22 protein-coding genes are annotated in these 19,001 nt (G+C 68.2%); 13 read left to right on the forward strand and 9 right to left on the reverse strand.

The window, feature by feature from the left end; all coding sequences use genetic code 11:
• Nucleotides 1–62 precede the first annotated feature (62 nt).
• From E1H18_RS18320 to E1H18_RS18330, 3 genes are all read left to right on the forward strand, one after another.
• The gene (locus E1H18_RS18320) at nucleotides 63–1,307 is read left to right on the forward strand and encodes a hypothetical protein (protein ID WP_206679091.1); all 1,245 of its coding nucleotides are present in this window, start codon (nucleotides 63–65) and stop codon (nucleotides 1,305–1,307) included.
• A 76-nt stretch (nucleotides 1,308–1,383) separates the two neighbouring features.
• The gene (locus E1H18_RS18325; protein WP_172271147.1) at nucleotides 1,384–2,835 is read left to right on the forward strand and encodes a sensor histidine kinase; all 1,452 of its coding nucleotides are present in this window, start codon (nucleotides 1,384–1,386) and stop codon (nucleotides 2,833–2,835) included.
• 2 nt (nucleotides 2,836–2,837) lie between these two features.
• Nucleotides 2,838–3,188: a response regulator gene (locus E1H18_RS18330; RefSeq protein WP_172271149.1), complete on the forward strand. Its 351-nt coding sequence runs from the start codon at nucleotides 2,838–2,840 to the stop codon at nucleotides 3,186–3,188.
• Between the two features lie 24 nt (nucleotides 3,189–3,212).
• On the opposite strand, the gene E1H18_RS18335 is transcribed toward E1H18_RS18330, so the two are convergent.
• Nucleotides 3,213–5,249, reverse strand: a complete 2,037-nt coding sequence (locus tag E1H18_RS18335; RefSeq protein WP_172271151.1) for a TonB-dependent receptor domain-containing protein — start codon at nucleotides 5,247–5,249, stop codon at nucleotides 3,213–3,215.
• Nucleotides 5,250–5,506: 257 nt separating this feature from the next.
• On the opposite strand from E1H18_RS18335, the gene E1H18_RS18340 reads away from it, so the two are divergent.
• Nucleotides 5,507–5,947, forward strand: a complete 441-nt coding sequence (locus tag E1H18_RS18340; RefSeq protein WP_172271153.1) for a Fur family transcriptional regulator — start codon at nucleotides 5,507–5,509, stop codon at nucleotides 5,945–5,947.
• Here the strand turns inward: E1H18_RS18340 and E1H18_RS18345 are convergent.
• Complete coding sequence (locus E1H18_RS18345; protein ID WP_172271154.1) at nucleotides 5,944–6,354, reverse strand: DUF1810 domain-containing protein; 411 nt, start codon at nucleotides 6,352–6,354, stop codon at nucleotides 5,944–5,946. The genes E1H18_RS18340 and E1H18_RS18345 overlap by 4 nt on opposite strands.
• A 7-nt stretch (nucleotides 6,355–6,361) precedes the next feature.
• The gene (locus tag E1H18_RS18350; RefSeq protein ID WP_172271156.1) at nucleotides 6,362–6,739 is read right to left on the reverse strand and encodes a VOC family protein; all 378 of its coding nucleotides are present in this window, start codon (nucleotides 6,737–6,739) and stop codon (nucleotides 6,362–6,364) included.
• Between the two features lie 165 nt (nucleotides 6,740–6,904).
• On the opposite strand from E1H18_RS18350, the gene E1H18_RS18355 reads away from it, so the two are divergent.
• Nucleotides 6,905–7,234 carry a PadR family transcriptional regulator gene (locus E1H18_RS18355; RefSeq protein WP_172271158.1) on the forward strand — a complete coding sequence of 110 codons (330 nt, stop codon included), beginning with the start codon at nucleotides 6,905–6,907 and terminating at the stop codon, nucleotides 7,232–7,234.
• A 32-nt stretch (nucleotides 7,235–7,266) separates the two neighbouring features.
• Nucleotides 7,267–8,232: a hypothetical protein gene (locus E1H18_RS18360; RefSeq protein ID WP_172271159.1), complete on the forward strand. Its 966-nt coding sequence runs from the start codon at nucleotides 7,267–7,269 to the stop codon at nucleotides 8,230–8,232.
• A gap of 51 nt (nucleotides 8,233–8,283) precedes the next feature.
• Here the strand turns inward: E1H18_RS18360 and E1H18_RS18365 are convergent, their stop codons facing one another.
• Entirely contained in the window at nucleotides 8,284–8,487 is a 204-nt protein-coding gene (locus E1H18_RS18365; RefSeq protein ID WP_172270437.1) for a hypothetical protein, read from the reverse strand.
• A gap of 387 nt (nucleotides 8,488–8,874) precedes the next feature.
• Between E1H18_RS18365 and E1H18_RS18370 the strand changes: the two genes are divergently transcribed.
• The gene (locus E1H18_RS18370) at nucleotides 8,875–10,029 is read left to right on the forward strand and encodes a cell wall hydrolase (RefSeq protein WP_172271161.1); all 1,155 of its coding nucleotides are present in this window, start codon (nucleotides 8,875–8,877) and stop codon (nucleotides 10,027–10,029) included.
• Here the strand turns inward: E1H18_RS18370 and E1H18_RS18375 are convergent.
• A complete protein-coding gene (locus E1H18_RS18375; RefSeq protein ID WP_172271163.1) occupies nucleotides 9,989–10,819 on the reverse strand; it encodes an SDR family oxidoreductase in 831 nt (276 codons plus the stop codon). The genes E1H18_RS18370 and E1H18_RS18375 overlap by 41 nt on opposite strands.
• A 169-nt stretch (nucleotides 10,820–10,988) precedes the next feature.
• Nucleotides 10,989–11,174: a DUF1508 domain-containing protein gene (locus tag E1H18_RS18380; protein WP_172271165.1), complete on the reverse strand. Its 186-nt coding sequence runs from the start codon at nucleotides 11,172–11,174 to the stop codon at nucleotides 10,989–10,991.
• Between the two features lie 155 nt (nucleotides 11,175–11,329).
• Between E1H18_RS18380 and E1H18_RS18385 the strand changes: the two genes are divergently transcribed.
• Both E1H18_RS18385 and E1H18_RS18390 read left to right on the forward strand, forming a co-directional pair.
• Nucleotides 11,330–11,884: a DUF1003 domain-containing protein gene (locus E1H18_RS18385; RefSeq protein ID WP_172271166.1), complete on the forward strand. Its 555-nt coding sequence runs from the start codon at nucleotides 11,330–11,332 to the stop codon at nucleotides 11,882–11,884.
• Nucleotides 11,881–12,153, forward strand: coding sequence for a hypothetical protein (locus tag E1H18_RS18390; protein WP_172271168.1), 273 nt, complete (start codon nucleotides 11,881–11,883; stop codon nucleotides 12,151–12,153). The genes E1H18_RS18385 and E1H18_RS18390 overlap by 4 nt, the downstream gene beginning before the upstream one ends.
• Nucleotides 12,154–12,231: 78 nt before the next feature.
• Here the strand turns inward: E1H18_RS18390 and E1H18_RS18395 are convergent, their stop codons facing one another.
• Nucleotides 12,232–12,492: a hypothetical protein gene (locus tag E1H18_RS18395; protein WP_172271170.1), complete on the reverse strand. Its 261-nt coding sequence runs from the start codon at nucleotides 12,490–12,492 to the stop codon at nucleotides 12,232–12,234.
• A gap of 92 nt (nucleotides 12,493–12,584) precedes the next feature.
• The gene (locus E1H18_RS18400; RefSeq protein ID WP_172271172.1) at nucleotides 12,585–13,517 is read right to left on the reverse strand and encodes a GlxA family transcriptional regulator; all 933 of its coding nucleotides are present in this window, start codon (nucleotides 13,515–13,517) and stop codon (nucleotides 12,585–12,587) included.
• A 94-nt stretch (nucleotides 13,518–13,611) separates the two neighbouring features.
• Here E1H18_RS18400 and E1H18_RS18405 point away from each other — a divergent pair, with 94 nt between their 5' ends.
• Entirely contained in the window at nucleotides 13,612–14,283 is a 672-nt protein-coding gene (locus E1H18_RS18405; protein ID WP_172271174.1) for a DJ-1/PfpI family protein, read from the forward strand.
• A gap of 130 nt (nucleotides 14,284–14,413) precedes the next feature.
• Here the strand turns inward: E1H18_RS18405 and ygiD are convergent, their stop codons facing one another.
• Entirely contained in the window at nucleotides 14,414–15,199 is a 786-nt protein-coding gene (gene ygiD / locus E1H18_RS18410; protein WP_172271176.1) for a 4,5-DOPA dioxygenase extradiol, read from the reverse strand.
• 116 nt (nucleotides 15,200–15,315) lie between these two features.
• Here ygiD and E1H18_RS18415 point away from each other — a divergent pair, with 116 nt between their 5' ends.
• From E1H18_RS18415 to E1H18_RS18425, 3 genes are all read left to right on the forward strand, one after another.
• The gene (locus tag E1H18_RS18415; RefSeq protein ID WP_370526546.1) at nucleotides 15,316–16,467 is read left to right on the forward strand and encodes an acyltransferase family protein; all 1,152 of its coding nucleotides are present in this window, start codon (nucleotides 15,316–15,318) and stop codon (nucleotides 16,465–16,467) included.
• A gap of 197 nt (nucleotides 16,468–16,664) precedes the next feature.
• Entirely contained in the window at nucleotides 16,665–17,438 is a 774-nt protein-coding gene (locus tag E1H18_RS18420; protein ID WP_172271180.1) for a tyrosine-protein phosphatase, read from the forward strand.
• A gap of 102 nt (nucleotides 17,439–17,540) precedes the next feature.
• Nucleotides 17,541–18,986, forward strand: coding sequence for an MFS transporter (locus E1H18_RS18425; protein WP_172271181.1), 1,446 nt, complete (start codon nucleotides 17,541–17,543; stop codon nucleotides 18,984–18,986).
• The last annotated feature ends 15 nt before the right edge of the window (nucleotides 18,987–19,001 follow it).

Consider the following 19,001-nt stretch of genomic DNA (forward strand, 5'->3'; position numbering starts at 1 on the left):
GGCCTTGCTGTGGACAACTTCCGATGGAAACCATGGTCGGCGAACGATCGGGGGAGGTGTTCATGACGGCGCAGGCGACGCGACGCGGCGTGATGGCGGGGCTGGGCGCGGCGGCTCTGTCTCAACCGGTCTTCGCGCAGGAGTTCCCCCGTGCAGGGATAGGCCGGCTGATGGACGAGGGCCGCTATCTGCCGCTGTGGCACGAGGTGGCCGGGCCGCATCCGCGGGACTTCAACGTCCAGTGGGCCAGCTTCGTCGGCGAGGAGGGCGTGGCCCTGGCCTGGCGCAATCCGACCCCGAAGGATGCGCTGGCCGCCGATGCGGAGACCCAGGACGCCGTCGCGGCCATCGTCGAGGCCGCGCGCGGGCGGCGGGTGGTGATGCTGAACGAGTCGCACTCGGCCTCGCGGCACCGGTTGTTCCTGGCCAAGGTCATGCGGGCCCTGCGGCCGGAGGGCTTCGACATCCTGACTTGCGAGACCTTCATCAATCGCAGGCCAGGCGAGTTTCTGGACGTTCGGGGGATGAAGGCCGGGCAGCCATTCGAACCCAGCGCCGGTTACTACACCTACGACCCCGTCTTTGCCGACACGGTCCGCGAGGCCCTGGACCTGGGCTACCGGCTGGAAGCTCATGAGTGGCGCCGTGACCCGTCTGACCGCAACCTCGATGGCGCGGAAGCCATCGCCCGCCGCGAGGCCGCCCAAGCCGAGAACCTGGCCGCCATCCTGGCCGCCCATCCCTCGTCGCGAGTGTTGGTCTATGTGGGCTTCTCGCATCTGCGCAAGACGCCCGACAGTAAGGGCAACCGCTGGATGGCCATGCGCTTCCAGGAGAAGACCGGGATCGATCCGCTGTCTATCGCCCAGGCCTATACGGGCTCGTTCGGCCCGCACGGCGTCGACACGACCCTAACCGAGGCGGTGCTGGCCCGGTTCGCGCCCAAGGTGCCGATTGTGGTGCGGGCTGGCGGCCAGGCGCTGGAGGCGGAGATCGCCGGCGCCGACCTGGCCGTCTTCCACCCCAGCCTGCCGGACGTCGAGGGGCGGCCCGGCTGGATGGCCGCCGATCCCCTGCGCCAGCGGCTGGTCGTCGCCACGCCCCAGCGGCCCTCCGGTGAGGTGGTGATCGTCCAGGCCGTCCATGCCTACGAGCCCGACCGCACCGTGCCCGCCGACCAGCACGTGTTGGCCAAGGACGAGCGGCGGGCGGTGCTGTTCCTGCGGTCCGGGACCTATCGCCTGCGGATCGAGAGCGAGGCGGGCTTTGAGACGCTGCGGACCGTGACCGTTCCGCACCCCGGGTGACAGCCTACCCATCGCCGCCTATCCTGCCGGCATGTCATCTTTTCCGCGGCCAGGGGCGCCGTCCGAAACCTCCGGCATGGTCCTGGATGCGGCGACGCGAAGAGCGTTCGCGGCCGTCGATTGGGCGGCTAGCGGCCTGGGCGCGCCCGAGGGCTGGCCGCAGTCGCTGAAGACGGTTCTGGAGATCATGGTCTCGTCGCGCTTTCCAATGTGCGCGGCCTGGGGCCCCGACCTGATCTTCTTCTACAACGCCGCCTATGCGCCGTTCCTGGGCGCACGCCATCCGGCCGCGCTGGGCATGCCGATGAACGAGGTCTGGGCCGAGGTGTGGCCCGACCTCCAACCGCTGATCCGGCAGGCTATGTCCGGTGAAGCGACCTGGTCGGAGGACCAGCACCTGGTCATGACCCGCAACGGCTTCGAGGAGGACACCTGGTGGACCTTCTCCTACAGCCCGCTGCGCGACGAGAGCGGGGCGATCGCCGGCTTCCTCGACATCTGCAGCGACTCCACCGGCAAGATGCTGAACGCCCGGACGGTCGAGACCAAGCGGGCTCGCCTGGCCGAAAGCGAGAGCCGGTTCCGCGCCCTGGTCAATGCCAGCTCCGATGTCGTCTACCGGATGAGCGCCGACTGGCAGGAGGTGCAGCAACTGGACGGTCGCGGCTTCCTGGCTGACATCGACGGCCCGACCATGGGCTGGATCGAGATCTACATTCCCGAGGAGGAGCAGCCGGTCCTGCGCGCGGCGATCGCCAAAGCCGTGGCCGCCAAGTCGCCCTTCGAGCTGGAACACCGGGTTTGGCAGGCTGACGGCGCGATCGGCTGGACCCTGTCGCGGGCCATTCCGGTGCTGGGAGCGGACGGCGAGATCGTCGAGTGGTTCGGCATGGCGACCGACGTCACCGAGCGGCGGCGCAAGGACGAACACCTGCGGCTGGTGGTCAACGAGCTGAACCACCGCGTGAAGAACAACCTGGCCATGGTCCAGTCGATCGCCATGCAGACCTTCCGCCGAGCTGAGGACATGGACCAGGCCGCGACGGAGTTCTCCGCCCGCCTGGTCACCCTGGCTCGGGCCAACGACCTGCTGACCGGCGAGCGCTGGACGGGCGTTGACCTGCGCGGCGTGCTGCTGGAGGCGGTGGGGTCGCACAGCGATGATCCGGAGCGCCTGGTGCTGGAGGGCGAGGATGTCGAGATCTCGGCCAAGTCGGCCCTGGCCTTGACCCTGGCCGCCCACGAGCTGGCCACCAATGCGGTCAAGTACGGCGCCTGGTCGAACGCAGCCGGGGTGGTGACGATCCGCTGGACGGCTCAGCCCCTGCCCAAGGGATGGCGCCTGTCACTGGCCTGGATCGAGCGCGGTGGGCCGCCCGTGGTCCCGCCGACCCGTCGCGGCTTCGGCTCGCGCCTGATCGAGCGCGGCCTGTCGGCGGAACTGAACGGCGAGGTCAGTCTGACCTTCGAGCCCGAGGGCCTGGTCTGCCGCATCGAAGCCCGGATCGGGATCGAAGACGGGATCTGATCGTGGCGTTGCGTATCCTTATCGTCGAAGACGAGATGACCATCGCCATGCTCCTGGAGGACATGATCGAGGCGCTGGGTCATGCGGTGACGGGCCTGGCGTCGCGTCTGGGCAAGGCCCTGGAACTGGCCGCCGCCGACGGCTTCGACCTGGCCATTCTCGACGTCAATCTGGACGGCCGCTCGTCCAGTCCGGTCGCCCAGCTGCTGCGCGAGCGGGGCGTGCCGTTCTTTTTCGCCACCGGCTACGGCCGTTCCGGCGTCGACCCGGCCTTCGCCGACGTGCTGGTGCTGAGTAAGCCGTTCCTGATCGAGGAACTGGGCGCAGCGATCGCGGAAACGGCGGGGCGCTAGGCCCCGCCGTTCCTGAACCCTTCGCTAGAAGCGCGAGGTCATGCCGACGAAGAACCGGCGGCCGGGCTGGTAGTAGTTGAAGCCCGTCGAGGAATTGATCTCCTTCTCGAACACGTTGGTGATCCCGCCGCGGAAGGTGACCGTCTCGCTGACGGCGAAGCGGCCGGACAGGTCGAACATCGTGTAGCCCTGGGTGATCGCCGTACCGCCGCCCAGCTGCTTGCCGGTGTACTGGGCCGACAGGAACAGGCCCGCGCGGTCGGTGATCTCCCAGTCCAGCGACGAGAAGGCCGACCATTCCGGTGTGGTGATCAGCTGGGCGCCGGTGACCAGGTTCTTGGCCTCGATCATCCAGGTCAGGTTGGTGTTCCAAGTCAGCTTGTCGTGCAGCGGCGCCTGGAAGGTCGCTTCCAGCCCCTTGGTGCGGGCGCTCTGGACGTTTTGGCGACGCGTCCACCAGCGGCCCTGGAAGAAGCCCAGCGGCGCATACTCGATCTTGTTGCTGAAGTCGGTGTGGAAGTAGGTGACCCCGAACTTCCAGTCGCTGCGGTCATAGCCCAGGCCCACCTCGTAGTTGGTGCTCTCCTCGGGCTTCAGGTCGGGATTGCCGGTCATCCAGCAGCCGCCGCTGCTATAGCCCATCGGGATCAGGCCGCTGCAGCCGTTGCCGCCGGAATTGGTGGCTGCGCCGGGCGAGCTTTCCTTCAGGGTCGGAGCCCGGAAGCCCTTGGAGATTCCGCCGCGCAGGGTCCAGTCCTCGCCCGGGTGCCAGACCAGATAGACGCGCGGCGTGACATGCGAGCCGTAGTTGTCGGTGCGGTCCACGCGGCCGCCCAGGGTCAGCAGCAGGTTTTCACGCAGGGTCACCTGATCCTCGAGGAACAGGGCGGCCGTGTCGTCCTTCAGCTTGCCCGACACGTCGACCACGCCGCCGTTGAAGTCGACCGGCACCGTACCGATGGTGTCGGTGTTGATGATCTTCTCCTGGCGGTACTGGCCGCCGACCGACAGCTTGTGCGTCCAGATCAGCGTCTTCTCCATGTTGAGGATGGCGTCGACGATGGTCTCGGTGTTCTCCGAGCGGCCTTGGGTCATCTTCCAGGCGAAGTCGTTGCGGTAGACGTCGATCCGCGAGCGGCCAAAGCCCCAGTCGCCCTTGTGGCTGAAGCGCACGGCGGTCCGCTCCAGCTCCGAGGCGCCCCAGGCCGTGCGGGCGGTTCCCGTGGCCGTCAGCGGCGGCTGGTTGACCGTCTCCTGCACGCCATAGGTTCCGTCGAGCTCGAACGTGTCGTCGGGCGTCAACGCCCAGCTCAGGGCGCCGTTGACGCTCTTGTCGGTGACGCCCGACGCGCCGGTGTCCTCATAGCGGCCGCCCAGGGCCACCTTGTCCGGGTTCTGGCGCGAATAGGCGGCCCCGACGCGCAGGCCCAGCGACTCGGCGAGTGGGCCCGTGGCGTTGACCGAGACCTGGTAGACGTCGCCGCGGTCGCCGTCCTGCGGCAGGGTGTAGTTGGCGCTGGCCGAGCCGCGCCAGGTCGGGGCGATCGGCCGGGTGATGATGTTGATGACCCCGCCCATCGCGTCGGAGCCATAGAGCGACGACATCGGGCCGCGGACCACCTCGATCCGTTCGATCATGTCTGGCGCGATCCAGCTGAGGTCCTGACGGCCGAGGTCGGGGCGATAGGCCAGGTCACGCGACGAGCCCTGCCGGCGGCCGTCCACCAGGATCAGGGCGTAGTTGTCGGGCAGGCCGCGCAGCTTGATCTTCGACATTTCGCCGGTGCCGCTGAGGCCCCCGCTGACGCCGGGCAGGCGGGCCAGCAGTTGACCGATGTTCTGCACCGGCTGGCGGGCGATCTCCTCGCGCGAGATGACGCTGACCGAGGCGGGCGCATCACGTAGGTTCACGCCCGAGCCGGTGGCGGTGACGATGGCTTCGCTGACCTGGGTGGAGTCAGCCGAGGCGGCGTCGTTTTCGGCAAACGCGAGCGTAGGCGTGACGAGCGCGGTGGAGGCCAGCAGGCACAGCCCGAGACGTCGAGACAGATAAGCAGACATTTTTCACATCCAGAGGCGCGGCCCCTTTGCGCCCCCCATCCGGAGCCGGCCGCTGACAAACCCGCTTTGAGCGGATGTCGCGCTCTTAATAATCATTCGCATTTGTGAACATGACGCGTTTGCAATGATTGTCATGCGTCTGACACATAACGGCGAAGGTCCAGCCGCTGGCGGCATAGTCGGCATGTCGAAGGCGGCATTGCTCCACCGCCGCGTGCAGCCCATCGTGGCCGCCCTTTCGACTGGACGAACCGCCCTTGACCGCGCCGATCACAAGTTCCCAGCCTCGCCGCGACGTCCTTGGCGACATCGCTCATCGGGTTCGCGCGGCCGGCGGTCGCTTCAATGAGGAGCGCGAGGCGGTGGTCAGGGCGTTGCTGGGCTCATCCCAGCCCCTGGATTCCGAGGAGATCTGGCAGGCGGCCCGCCTGGCGGGATCGCGCTTCCATCGCGCCACCACCTATCGCAGCGTCGCCGTGCTGACTCAGATGGAGATCATCGAGGTCGCGGCCGTACGTCGCCGGCGCAAGGTCTATCAGATCAAGCGCCAGCTGCCGTCGGTGCACATGGTGCGCGCCGACACCGGCGCCATTCAGGAGGTCATCGATGAGTCGCTGCTGGCGGCGGTGATGGATGCGGCGCGCCGCCATGGCTATCGGCTGATCGGCGGAGTCGAGATGCGGGTCGCGCCGCTCTAGTCCAGCCGCGCCAGGGTCAGCGGATCGCCCTCGCCGGCGAAATACTTGTCCAGCGCCTGGGCGAACGCGCGCTCGTGCGGCGCGGCGGCCTGGAACAGGGTCAGGCTGGACCGCAGCTTAAGGTCATCGGGCGTGCCGAACACCGCGTGGGCGTCGCGACCGGGCAGGGCGTTGATGGCCTCGACGGCCTCCACCAGCCGGGGCCCAAGCACAGGGTGGGCCAGATAGGCGCGGGCCTCGGCCAGGCCGGCGATGGCGTAGCGCTGCGCCGTCGGGCTACGGCCCAGCCCGGCGATCTGGGGAAACACGAACCACATCCAGTGGCTGGTCTTCTCGCCGCGCCGCAGTTCGGCCAGGGCCGTCGCATAGGTGTTGGCCTGGGCGTCGACGAAGCGGCTCAGGGTCATGACGGACTCAATAGTTGCCGAGGCTGAGGATGTTACCGTCGGGATCCTTGAACCACACGACCCTCATGTCGCCGGCGACGTGAATGTCGCCCTCGCGGGTCATGCCCGGCAGGTCGTAATGCTCGAAAGCCACGTTCTTGGCCTGCAGCACCCGCACCGCCTCGTCGAAGCTGTCGCCCAGCGACCAGGTCAGCACGGTCGATCGGTTGGTCCCGGCGTGCTCGGTCTCATAGACTAGGATCTGCGCCTGTCCGGCCTGGAAGCCCGCCACGCTGGGCTCGTCGCTGGGGAGGGGCGTCAGACCCAGAACCTCCTCATAGAACGGGCGCGCCACGTTCAGGTCGCGCACCCCGATCGTGGCCTGGGCGTCCTTGTTGCCGAGCATGGGCCGTCTCCTCACGGGTTCGAGGAGGTAAGGCGCGACCGGTGAGGGCGTTCCGCGCTCGGTCCGCGCAAAAAACCGCGTTCCGCATGTTGACGTCAAAACATACTGTGCGCTACACAGTGTGCGTCACACACCATGTGATGCACACTATGTGGCGCACAAGTCATGCCGACCGAAACAGACATCTTTGAATCGCTCCGCCAGGAGCTGCGGCGGGGGTCGTTGATCCTGGCCGTGCTCGCCCAGCTACGGGAGGAGCGCTACGGCTACAGCCTGCGCCAGGCCCTCTCGAGCGTGGGCGTGGAGATCGACGAAGGCGCGCTCTACCCCATGCTCCGCCGGCTGGAGGCCCAGGGCCTTCTGGCCAGCGAATGGCGCGAGGAAGACAAGCGCAAGAAGCGTTTCTACCAGCTGTCGGACGACGGCCGGGCTGTGCTGGCCCGCCTCGCCGACGAATGGCGCGCGATCAACGCCGCCCTCGAGCCGCTGCTGTGACTGCGGCTCCTTCCATTCAGGGGAACAAGACCATGAACGATCTGATCGATCGCTATCTGGCGGCCGTCGCCGCCCTGCTGCCCAAGGGGCAGCGCCAGGACATCATCGCCGAGCTGCGCGACCTGATCATGAACAAGGTCGAGGAGGCCGAAGAGCGTCTGGGCCGTCCGCTCGACAAGAACGAGACCGAGACCCTGCTGCGCGAGATCGGCCATCCGATCGCCGTGGCCGGCCGCTACGGCCCGCGTCGCGCCCTGGTGGGTCCGGAGCTCTATCCCTACTGGGAGTTCGGCGTGAAGGTGCTGCTGGCCATCGCCGCCATTGCCGCGGTGGTTCCGGCCGTGATCATGCTGCTGACCGGCGAGGGTGACGCCCGCCTGGTCAGCCGCACGGTCGGCGACTTCGTGCCGACCGCCATGACCCTGATCGGCTTCGCGACCCTGGTGGCGGCGGCGTTCGAGCGCGGCTGGATCAAGACCGATGGCCTGACGAACTGGAAGGTCGCCGACCTGCCGCAGCTGTCGGGCGGCAAGACGCTGTTCGTCAAGAGCCGCTTCGAGGGGGTGTTCGAGCTGGCCGTGACGCTGCTGTTCATCGGCTGGTGGACCAAGCTCGTGCCGTTCCCGGCGGCGCTGATCACCGACGACAACCATGCGCTGAGCCTGGTGATGAGCCCGATCTTCCAGACGCTGTGGTGGCCGGTCCTGGCCCTGGCGATCATCCAGATCCCCGCGTCGCTGATCGCGGTGGTCCGGCCAGGTTGGGTGCGCGGGCGTTCGGCGGTCGAGATCGTCTGTTCGCTGGGCGGCCTGGCGCTGGTCGCCGTGTTGTGGCCGATGCAGCCGCTGGTGACGGTGGTCGCGCCGGACGCCAATGTCGCCGGCCTGGCCAATCTGCAGCGGAGCCTGGACCTGTCGATCCAGGTCGGGCTGGTCATCGCCGCTGGCGTCTATTTCAGCAAGCTGGCGGTGGACGTCTGGCGGGTGGTGAAGGGGTAGCACTATCGTCATCCCGCGCATTAGGCGCGGGATGACGATTGGGGAGAGCTCTTAAGGCCGTGCGACCTTGTCGACGGCCACGCCCGCAGCGCCGCCCACGGCCGCGCCGACCGGGCCGCCGACGACGGCGCCGGCGATCGCGCCGCTGGCCGCGCGCTGCTCGGCGTTATGTCCGCAGGCGGTCAAAACGAAGGCGCAGGCCGCCGTCAGCGCGATCGTTTGCAGAGTCGTTTTGGAGGCGTTGTGAGCGTTCATCTTCGGCCTTGTCGTTAAGGTTCATGTCCTCGTCGAGTAACGATGTGGCCAAGCTCAGGTTCCGTTACGAAAGGTTGAGCAGAGGCGCGCACTGGCCTTTTTCGTCCACAAAAAAACGCTGATCCGCTGCCTGCCGCTTTTTGCAATGATTCAAGGTGTTAACAAATTAACCATGCGGCCCATGGGCGCACGGCCGGTGGTGACCAGCCGCTAAAGCTTGCGAGTCGGTCACTGATACGTCATAAGCCGCGTCAAGCAGGATCTTGGCCACGTCGTGATACGGCCAGTTCCCCGCTTCGAAGGGCTCCCCGCCAGTGGATTTACCGGGGATTTCGAGGCGGATTTTGTCGGGGGGCCGGAGCGCCCTCGCCGCGCAGGACACGAGTTTTGTCTATCAAGTCGCAGACGCGTGCTGATGCACGCGGGCTGGTCGGCGCCGTATTGGTCGGATCCATAACGGGTCTGGCTCTGGGCGGCGTTTACCTTCTCGGTGGCCTGGCCCAATCGGCCTCCACCCACGCCCGTGTCGCTCGGCTGGCAGAAGGCGCTTCGGGGGATTTCTCCGAAACGGCCATGCTCAGCGCGTCTACGCGTATGGACCGCGGCGCTCTCGCCGTGGCCAAGCGTCATGATCCCTCTCTCTTCGCCGCCCTGGACTCGCGTGATCGCCAGGTCCAGATGCTGGCCGCCCGTCTCGAGAACACCGGCAATCTGATGCCGGGCCAGAGCGGCCGCAGCGGTCCGTTGATGCTCCGCGCCAGCTTCGGCTCGGCCTTCAACCCCGGATTCAACTCGGTCAGCGCCGCTCCGTTCCAACTGGGCACCGCGCTGGAGAGCTCGCGTGAGCTCGAGTGCCTGGCTCAGGCGGTCTATTACGAGGCCCGCGGCGAGACCCCGAGCGGTCAGGCGGCCGTGGCCCAGGTGGTCATGAACCGCGCTCGCCATCCGGCCTTCCCGAAGTCGATCTGCGGCGTGGTCTTCCAGGGCGCCTACAACCGCACGGGCTGCCAGTTCAGCTTCGCCTGCGACGGTTCGATGCGCCGCGCCCGCGACATCGGCGCCTGGAGCCGGGCCCGCAAGGTCGCCACCCGCGCCCTGGCCGGGACCCTGGACAACCAGGTCGGCTCGGCCACCCATTTCCACACGACCGGCGTCTCGCCCGGCTGGGGCCCGCGTCTGCTGCGCGTCACCCAGGTCGGCATGCACGTGTTCTATCGCTTCGGCCGTGGCGGCGGCTCGACCTACGCGCCGTCGCGCACGGTCGAGGACATCGCTCCGACCGAGATCGCCAGCCTGACGGCCGATGGCAAGCCGCCCGTGGTCTATGCGGTCAGCGCGCGTATGGAGCCTTCGTCCAAGGCGGGCGTCGGCGGTCCGATCGGTCCCGTGACCGAGCCGGCCTCTGCGCCGATCGCCACGGCCCGCACGATCGCGATCCCGGCCGACAAGACGGCCGCCAAGACCATCTCGGTCTCGGCCGAGCGCTCGCCGCTGGAAGGCCTCAAGACGACAGTAGGGGCCGGGAGCGGAGCTGCTTCCTAAGCGCGCCGGGCATGTGGCTGCTGGCGAAGCGCATCTGTTTCGCCCGCTTGCCCACGAAATAGTGCAGCGCCTTGCCGTGGGCGGCGTCCCAGATCGCCTGGGCGGCGTCCTCGACGGGATAGACCTCCAGCCCGCCCGCGCGCAGGGCGTCGGCCATCTGCTCGTTGGAGCCTGACGCCCCGGCGTTGAGGATCGGCGTCTCGACGAACCACGGCATGACGCAGGCGACGCTGACCCCGTGGCGTGCGTACTCGACGTCCAGCGCCTCGGACAGGCCCCGCACCGCGAACTTGGTGGCCGAATAGACCGCCAGCTTCGGCGAGCCGTAGAGCCCCGCGCACGAGGCGACATTGATCAGTCGTCCGCCGGCCGCCTGCAGCAGCGGCAGGCCCGCGCGGGCCCCGTTGATCACGCCCTTGATGTTGATGTCGACCTGCAGGTCGCAGTCGGCGTCCGACAGGTCCTCCAGCACCCCGAACCGCGCGATGCCGGCGTTGTTCAGCAGGACGTCGGCCTTGCCGCCGGTCTCGCGGCCGAAATCGCCCAGGGCGTTGTCCCAGGCCTGGCGGTCACGCACGTCCAGGACATGGACCGAGCCGTTGACGGTTCCGATCGCCTGATGGGCTGCGGCCAGGCCCGCCTTGTCGATGTCCGACAGCCCCACGAACCAGCCGGCGCCGGCGAAGTGCTTCGCGGCCGCCAAGCCGATGCCGCTGGCTGCGCCCGTGATGAAGATGGTCTTCCGGCCTTGCGGCGCCATGTTCGTCCCCTCCCGTATCATTGTTATCAATGATCAGAAGCCCGAACCAGGGAGGGGTCAAGATAGATCCTCCCCCGCGATGCGTGGGAGGTGGCCCAGAGGGCCGGAGAGGGCTAGCTCGGCTTTCGCGGCGCTTGCCCCCTCAGTCGGCTCCGCCGACAGCTCCCCCGCATCGCGGGGGAGCATCTTCAGCCGCCGATCAATCCGCCAGCGTCTGGTCTTCGATCTCGGCGCCGGGGCCGTTCTTCAGGATCGACTCGATGGCGTTCTTGGCCGAGGCCTTGGACGAATAGCCCTCGGTCCAGAAGATGCTCTCGCTATTGTAGACGAAGTAGGCGACGAACTCGCCGGCCTTGTTCTTCTTGATCAGAAACTTGTGGGCCATCGGCTTTCTCTCCAGAGCACTTGAGGTTCATCGGCCCCACCCGACGCACCGACCGTCGCCTTGCCGACGCAGGCCTGTCAATCGCGACCTTGTCATGTTCTGCGCAACCAGCCGATGATCGCCGCCGATCCCTTCGCGCGAGTCCCTTGAAGAGCATGTCCCAGGAACGCCTCGACCAGATGTCGCGCGAGCTGCTGCGCCGCCCCTACGAAGAGCTGACCGAGGTGCAGCGGCGGGCCATCCACCTGGTGCTGGCCGAGCAGCCGTCGGAGAAACCCGACGAAGACGAGGACAACACCTTCTGGACGCGCCTGGCCGACAGGGTGGCGGCGATCGGCGGCTCGTGGGGCTTCATCGGCGGCTTCGCCCTGGCGCTGGTGCTGTGGATGGGGGTGAACCTGATCCTGGCCCCGTTCAGGCACGCCTTCGACCCCTATCCGTTCATCTTCCTCAACCTGCTGCTCTCGACCCTGGCGGCCATCCAGGCGCCGGTGATCATGATGAGCCAGAACCGCCAGGCGGCGAAGGACCGCAAGACCGCCGAGCACGACTACGCCGTCAACCTGCGCGCCGAGCTGGAGATCATGCGGGTCATCGACAAGCTGGACGCCCTGCGCAGCGAGGAGCTGATGGTCCTGTGCCGCGAACACGCCGCGCGGTTGTCTGAGCTGCAGGTCGAGATGGCGCAGCTGAAGGCGGGGCGGGCATGACATCCGCCTCCAGGCCGACCTTTTTCGACCGATGCGCGGTCCCGGCGACCCTGGTCGGGTTAAGCGCTGCGGCCTTCCTGACGTACAAGCTGTCGGCCGGGGAGAGAGCTCCCGTGGCGGTATGGCTGGTTGGCGTCTGTCTTTCCCTGATGCTTCTCGCCCTGCACAAGGCCAGGGCGCTCTCCCTGCCGGCGGTTACGTTTGTCGGTCTCTCGTCGCTGGTGATCGGCATCGTCGGGGCGGCCGTGGCTCTCAACGGCCTCGGGTGACCGAAACCGGGAGGCGGGCAGACGGCGGGTCGTCGAGAACCTCGCCCGAGGCTTGAGGGGCGAGGTTCTCCGGCGGTCCTAGCGCCACACCGTGCGGCAGACGCGGACGCGGTGATGGTGACGCCACTCGGGACGGCAGACGCGCACCTTGCGGGCGCGGTGGTGGCGGCGCTCGTAACGATCGTGGCGGTCGTAGCGATGATGACGCGGGCCGTCGTACCGGACGTGGTCTCGGCCGTAGTAGCGGTCGTGACCGGCGGCGAGAGTGGCCGTGGGGAAGGTCACGACGAGGGTGGCGGCCGCCAGGGCGGCGACGCCGAGCGCTTTGCCGAAAGGCATGGCTGGCTCCTTTGTGTTTCGTCCCTCGAACGCACGTTCCCCGGCCCGTGTTGCAGCCTTGTTGCACGGAGGTACGCTGCCGCTGCCTTATTTCAGGCGCGGCGCCGAACGGCCTGGGGCGGCTGGCCGAAGGCGCGGATGAAGGCGCGGCGCATGCGCTCAGAGTCGCCGAAGCCGGTCTCCAGCGCCACGTCCTCGACCTGCAGGGGCTGGCTGTCCAGCAGGGCGCGGGCGGCCTCGACCCGCAGGCGCTCGACGGCCTTGGCGGGGGTGACGCCGGTTTCCTGGGCGAACAGGCGGGCGAAGTTGCGGGGGCTCATGGCCGCGCGGTCGGCCAGTTGCTCGACCGAGAGGCTTTCGGCCAGGTTCTGGCGGGCCCAGGAGAGCAGGGCGTCGAAGCGACCGGGACGCAGGTCGATCAGGGCCGAGTGCTGTGACTGGCCGCCGGGGCGATGATGATAGACCACCAGCTGCTGGGCCGTGCGGCGCGCGACGGCCTCGCCCTCGTCGGCGCCGATCATGGCCAAGGCCAGGTCGATGCCGGCGGTGATGCCGGCCGAGCTCCACACCGCGCCATCCTGGATCCAGATGCGGTCGGGCTCCAGGCGCACGTTCGGGAACCGGCGCTGGAAGTCCTGGGTGCGGCTCCAGTGGGTGGTGGCGCGCTTGCCGTCCAGCAGGCCCGCGGCGGCCAGGACATAGGTCCCCGAACAGACCGAGGCCACGCGGCGGGCGTCGCGGGCGGCGGCGCGGACGAAGTCCAGGGTCTCTTCACAGGTGGCCGGGACCTTCACCCCGTCGCCGCCGGAGATCAGCAGGGTGTCCAGATGCGGGGCGTCGGCCAGGGCGGTGGTCTGGATGGTCACCCCGGCCGAACTGGGCGTCAGGCCGCCGCGCAGCGACAGGAAGTGCAGGGCGTAGGCGCCGGCGGCCAGGCGGCCGGCGATCTCGAAGGCCGCGATCGGGCCGGTGGCGTCCAGCAGCTGGAAGCCGGGATAGACGAGGAAGCCGATGGCGCGGGTCATGCCAGGAACCGTGTCTGAATTCGTGGGAACTATGTCATTCCTGACGGACGCTAATCGAACCATGGTCGCTGTCAATCGTGACGGAGGCTATCGGATGACCCAGATCGTGATCGCGTTGTTCCCAGGCGTAACGCACCTGGACTTCACTGGCCCTCACCAGATCCTGTGCCGGTTGCCCGGCGCGACGGTGACGGTCGCCAGCCTGGACGGCGGCGAGATCGAGGCCGACGGCCTGGTGTTCGCGCGCTTGCCGCGGCTGGCGGACATCGCGGCCTGTGACGTGCTGATCGTGCCGGGCGGGTTCGGGACGACGCAAGCGATGAGCGATCGAGACTTTCTCGCGCAGATCCGCCGGCTGGCCGAGGGGGCGACGTATGTCTGCTCGGTCTGCACCGGCTCGCTGGTGCTCGCGGCGGCGGGACTGCTGACCGGCAAGCGGGCGGCGTGCCACTGGGCCTGGCGCGATCAGCTGGCGCTGTTCGGGGCTATCCCGGATCTGTCGCGGGTGGCGCGGGACGGACGCTACTTCACCGGTGGCGGCGTGACGGCGGGGATCGACTTCGCGCTGGTGATCGCCGCCGAACTGGCCGGGGATGTGGTTGCGCAGGGGATTCAGCTGGCGGTGGAATATGCGCCGGATCCGCCGTTCGACGCTGGACGGCCGGAGACGGCGCCGGAGGACGTGCTGGCGCGGGTGCAGGGGATTTACGCGAGGGGTATGGAGGAACGGGTCGAGGCCGCGAAGATGGCGGCGGGGGCTGTATGAAGATCCTCCCCCGCGATGCGGGGGAGGTGGCCCAGAGGGCCGGAGGGGGCCAGCTCGGCTTTCGCAGCACTCGCCCCCTCAGTCGCTCCGCGACAGCTCCCCCGCATCGCGGGGGAGCATCTGTTCCAAGCTAGCCGATCTTCACCCCCGTCATCGAGATCGCCGCCCAGACGTCGTCGGTGAAGAACTCGACCGCATCCCCCGCCTGCTGCGCGCCGAGCACATAGAGCAGCGGCAGATAGTGCTCGGCGCTGTTGATTGAGGCCTCGGCGTCCGGCCCCAGCGACCGCCAGTCGATCAGCGGATCGTGGTCGCCGGCGGCGATCAGGGCCTTGGCCTTTTCGTTGAAGCGATCCGCCCAGTCCGGGGCCTCGGGCCGGCGCCAGTCGACGGCGCGCAGGTTGTGGACGATGTCGCCGCTGCCCATGATCAGCACGCCCTCGTCGCGTAAGGGCGCCAGGCGCTGGCCGGCCTCGTAGTGCCAGCGGTCGGGGCGACCGCGGTCGAGGCTCAGCTGCACCACCGGAATGTCGGCGGCCGGATACATCGGACGCAGCACGCCCCACGCGCCGTGGTCCAGGCCGCGGGTCGGGTGCTGCACGACGACGTCGGGCGACAGCAGGTCGGCGACCCTCGCCGCCAGGGTCGGATCGCCGGGCGCAGGATACTGGACGTCGAACAGCGCCTGCGGGAAGCCGCCGAAGTCGTGGATGGTCTCCGGATGCGCCGAGGCGCTGACCGCCGTGGCGCCGCGCGTCTCCCAGTGGGCGCTGATCATCAGCACCGCCTTGGGACGCGGCAGCTCGCGGCCCAGCCGGCCCCAGTCGCGGTTCCAGGCATTGTCCTCGATGGCGTTCATCGGCGAGCCGTGGCCGACGAACAGGACGGGCATGCGAGAAGAGGACGGGCGGGACATGGCCTGACTCATTAGAAACAATAAGAGTTACAGATAGGCGGCGCGACCGAGTATCGCAAGGTCGCGGACCCGCCCCTATCTTCCCCGGCGCGGCGGGCTTTGTTATGCCCTTGGATGTGACAGTTCCGCTTTCCCCTCCTGAGGCTCATCACGAGCCCCAAGCCGCCCCGACGCTGGAGCGTCCCCAGAAGGAGGCGGTGCGCGGCGGGTCGCTGGATTTCCTGCGTTTCTTGGCCTCGCTGCTGATCGTGGTCTACCACTACGGGGCCGAGAGCCCGCTGCGGATCGAGCGCTTCCATCCGGTGTTCGCGCGCGGTTTCCTGGCCACCGACTTCTTCCTGATGCTGTCGGGCTATGTGCTGGGCCGGGCCTATGGCGCCTCGATCCTGAGCGGCCGGGTGGCCCCCGGAAAGTTCTGGGTGCGTCGCGCCGCGCGCGTCTGGCCGGGACACCTGGTGGTGCTGGCGCTGCTGGCGATCCTGGTCCTGGTCCTCAACGCCATCGGCACCGACGCCCACAAGCCCAGCCGCTTCGCCTGGGACCAGCTGCCGGCCCAGGCCTTCCTGGTCCATGCCTGGGGCGTGCCCAGCGACGGCTGGAACCTGCCCAGCTGGTCGCTGTCGGCGCTGATCGTCTGCTATGCGGTGTTCCCGTTCCTGTGGCGGGCGGTCGGCAAGGTGCGCCACGCCTGGCTGCTGCCGATTGCGGCCGCGGCGGTGGTGGGCCTGTTCGAGATCATCGCCCGCAAGGTGTTCGGCCACGCGCTGCCCGACCTGCAGTTCCAGTACGGCGTCGTGCGCGCCCTGCCGCTGTTCATCCTGGGTCTGTGCCTGGCGCGGGCGGTCGACATGCGCTGGCCGTCCGAGACCGTCGCCAAGGGCCTGTTGTGGGGCGGCGTCGCCCTGCTGGTCATCACCCAGGCCTTCGACCGCTATGCGCTGCCCGACCCGTGGTGGTTCGACACGCCGTCGCTGCTGGCCATCGCCGCCATCGTGCTGGGCGCGGGCCGCCTGCCGGTGAAGCATCCGCGCAAGTGGATCGAGGAGGGCGCCAAGCTCTCGTTCGCCCTGTTCATCACCCACATCTTCGTCGGCGTGATCTACTGGAGCGCGGTCCACAAGCTGATCGACACCGTGCCGATCGGCATTGGCTGGCAGTGGCTGATGTGGCTGGCCGGCTTCCCGCTGGCCTACGGCGCGGCGTGGGCCTTCCACAAATATGTCGACCAGCCGATCCAGGACCGGCTGCAACCGCTGTTGCGGAAATAGGTCTCCAAATCCGATCTCCCCGGCGAAAGCCGGGGCCCAGATCGAGCCCTGAATCTCTGGATCCTTGGTGATGCCCGCGGCGCGAACACCCCAGGCGTTTCGGATCAATCTGGGCCCCGGCTTTCGCCGGGGAAGCGGGGGAGGGAATGGCGTGGGGGGATTTAAATCGTCACCCTCTGCCGCTAAGTCGTTCGTCCATGACCAGACATATCCCCCTGCAAGGCGTCGAGAATTTCCGTGATTTCGGCGACTACGCCGCCGGGGCCGGGCGACTGAAGCGGGGCGTGCTGTTCCGCGCCGCCCACCAGGCCCAGGCCACCGACGAGGACCTGGACGCCATGGCCGCCCTGGGCGTGGTCACCATCGTCGACCTGCGTCGGCCCAACGAGCGCGAGCGCGATCCGTCGCGGCGCTGGACCGGCTTCGCCGCCCAGGTGATCGACAACGATCTGGGCGCGACCGGGCCGGACCCGTGGCTGACCTTCCTGCAGGAGTCCGACCTCTCGGTCGGCGCGGTCGAGGGCTACATGGAAGAGTACTATCGCCGCCTGCCGCTGAAGGAGCGGCATATCGACCTCTTCCGCCGCTACTTCCAGGCGCTGAGCGAGGCGCGCGGCCCGGTGCTGATCCACTGCGCGGCCGGCAAGGACCGCACGGGCATGCTGGCGGCTCTGACCCATCACGTGGCCGGCGTCTCGGACGACGACATCATCGATGACTATCTGCTGACCAACGACGAGGCCCGCTTCGCGCGCCGGGGTCCCAAATACATGGTCGCCATCGAGGAGGTGACCGGCCGTCGCCCCAGCGAGGCGGCGATGCGCGCGGCCATGGGCGTCGAGGCCCGTTATCTGGCGGCCGCCCTGGAGGTCATCCAGGCCGAGTTCGGCGGGCTGGACGGCTATCTGGAAAAGGTCATCGGCCTGGACGACGCCGCGCGCGACAAGGTGCGGGCGCATATCCTGCTTTAACCGGCTTGAGGATGGTCAAATCCGTAAGGTGACAAACGACCGTTTAAGGTCCAGCCTCGCCTTACGGTCCCGTCAGAGGACCGAGCATCACTAGGGTGTGGCATGAGTGAGTTGGCGGGTTCGGCTCCGGGCATGAGCGATGTCGCGGGCGATGACATCCTGGTCCCGACACCCCAGAAGAAACTCTCCCGAGGCGCGCTGAGCTGGATCCTGCACCAGGGCTCGCGCGACCCCTACGTCATCCTCGTCACCATCTACGTCTTCTCGCCTTACTTCTCGCGGGTGCTGGTCGGCGATCCGGTCAAGGGTCAGGCGGTGGTGGCCGACATCTCCACCGTCTACGGCGTGCTGACCGCCCTGACCGCGCCGCTGCTGGGCGCCTCGATCGAACGCTTCGGACCGCGCAAGCCGCTGATGGCGCTGATCCTGGCGGTCATGGTTCCGCTGCTGATCGGGCTGTGGTGGGCCGCGCCGGGCGGGCTGTCGGTCGGCGTAGTGGGCGCGATGCTGATCGTGCTGGGCGTGGTCTACAACTGGGGCGACGTGCTGAACAACTCGCTGCTGTCGCGCGCCGCCGAGAAGGGGCAGGAGCCGGTGCTCTCGGGCCTGGGGTATGCGACGGCCAACGGCCTGTCGGTGACGCTGCTGATCTTCGTGATGTGGGCCTTCGTGCTGCCGGGCATGGTCCCATGGTCGTTCGTGCCGTCGGCGCCGCTGCTGGGCCTCAGCCAGACCGCCCACGAGCCCAGCCGCATCGCCGGACCGCTGGCGGGCCTGGTCATGGCGCTGGGCGCAATCCCGTTCTTCCTGTGGACCCGCGACGCGCCGCGCACCGGCGTGCCGTTCCTGGCCTCGCTGAAGGAAGGCGTGAAGCTGATCCTCGACACCTTCGCCAACCTCAGGGGTCACGCCGACGTCGCCAAGTTCCTGGGCGCGCGGATGCTGTACTGCGACGGCATGACGGCCCTGCTGATCTTCGGCGGCCTGTTCGCGTCCGGCCTGATGAAGTGGGGCGAGCTGGAGATGCTGGCCTATGGCGTCTCGCTGTCGATCTTCGGCGTGCTGGGCGGGCTGCTGGCCCCATGGCTGGATCGCACCCTGGGGCCGCGCAAGGCGGTGCAGGTCGAGATCGGCTGCTGCATCCTGATGCTGCTGGGCACCCTGGGCATGGGCCGAGAGAAGATCCTGTTCTTCTGGACCTGGGATGCGGCGACCCATCCGCCGGTGTGGAACAGCCCGCTGTTCTCGACCCTGCCCGAGCTGATCTATCTGGGCATGGGCCTGCTGATCGCTGTCTTCGTCACCGCCCAGTACGCCTCAAGCCGCACCCTGCTGGTGCGACTGGCCCCCGCCGACCGCATGGCCGCGTTCTTCGGCCTGTTCTCGCTGTCAGGCACCGCGACCATGTGGCTGGGCTCGCTGCTGGTGGCCCTGGCGACGAAGATGTTCGCCAGCCAGGTGGCGGGCTTCATCCCGATCGCGGGGCTGCTGGCCCTGGGGCTGGTGGGGCTGTTCTGGGTGAAGGGCGGAGAGCGGGAGGCGGCATAGCGCCCCCTCCGTCAC

The sequence above is a fragment of the Caulobacter sp. RHG1 genome (assembly GCF_013181195.1).
Taxonomy (GTDB): domain Bacteria; phylum Pseudomonadota; class Alphaproteobacteria; order Caulobacterales; family Caulobacteraceae; genus Caulobacter.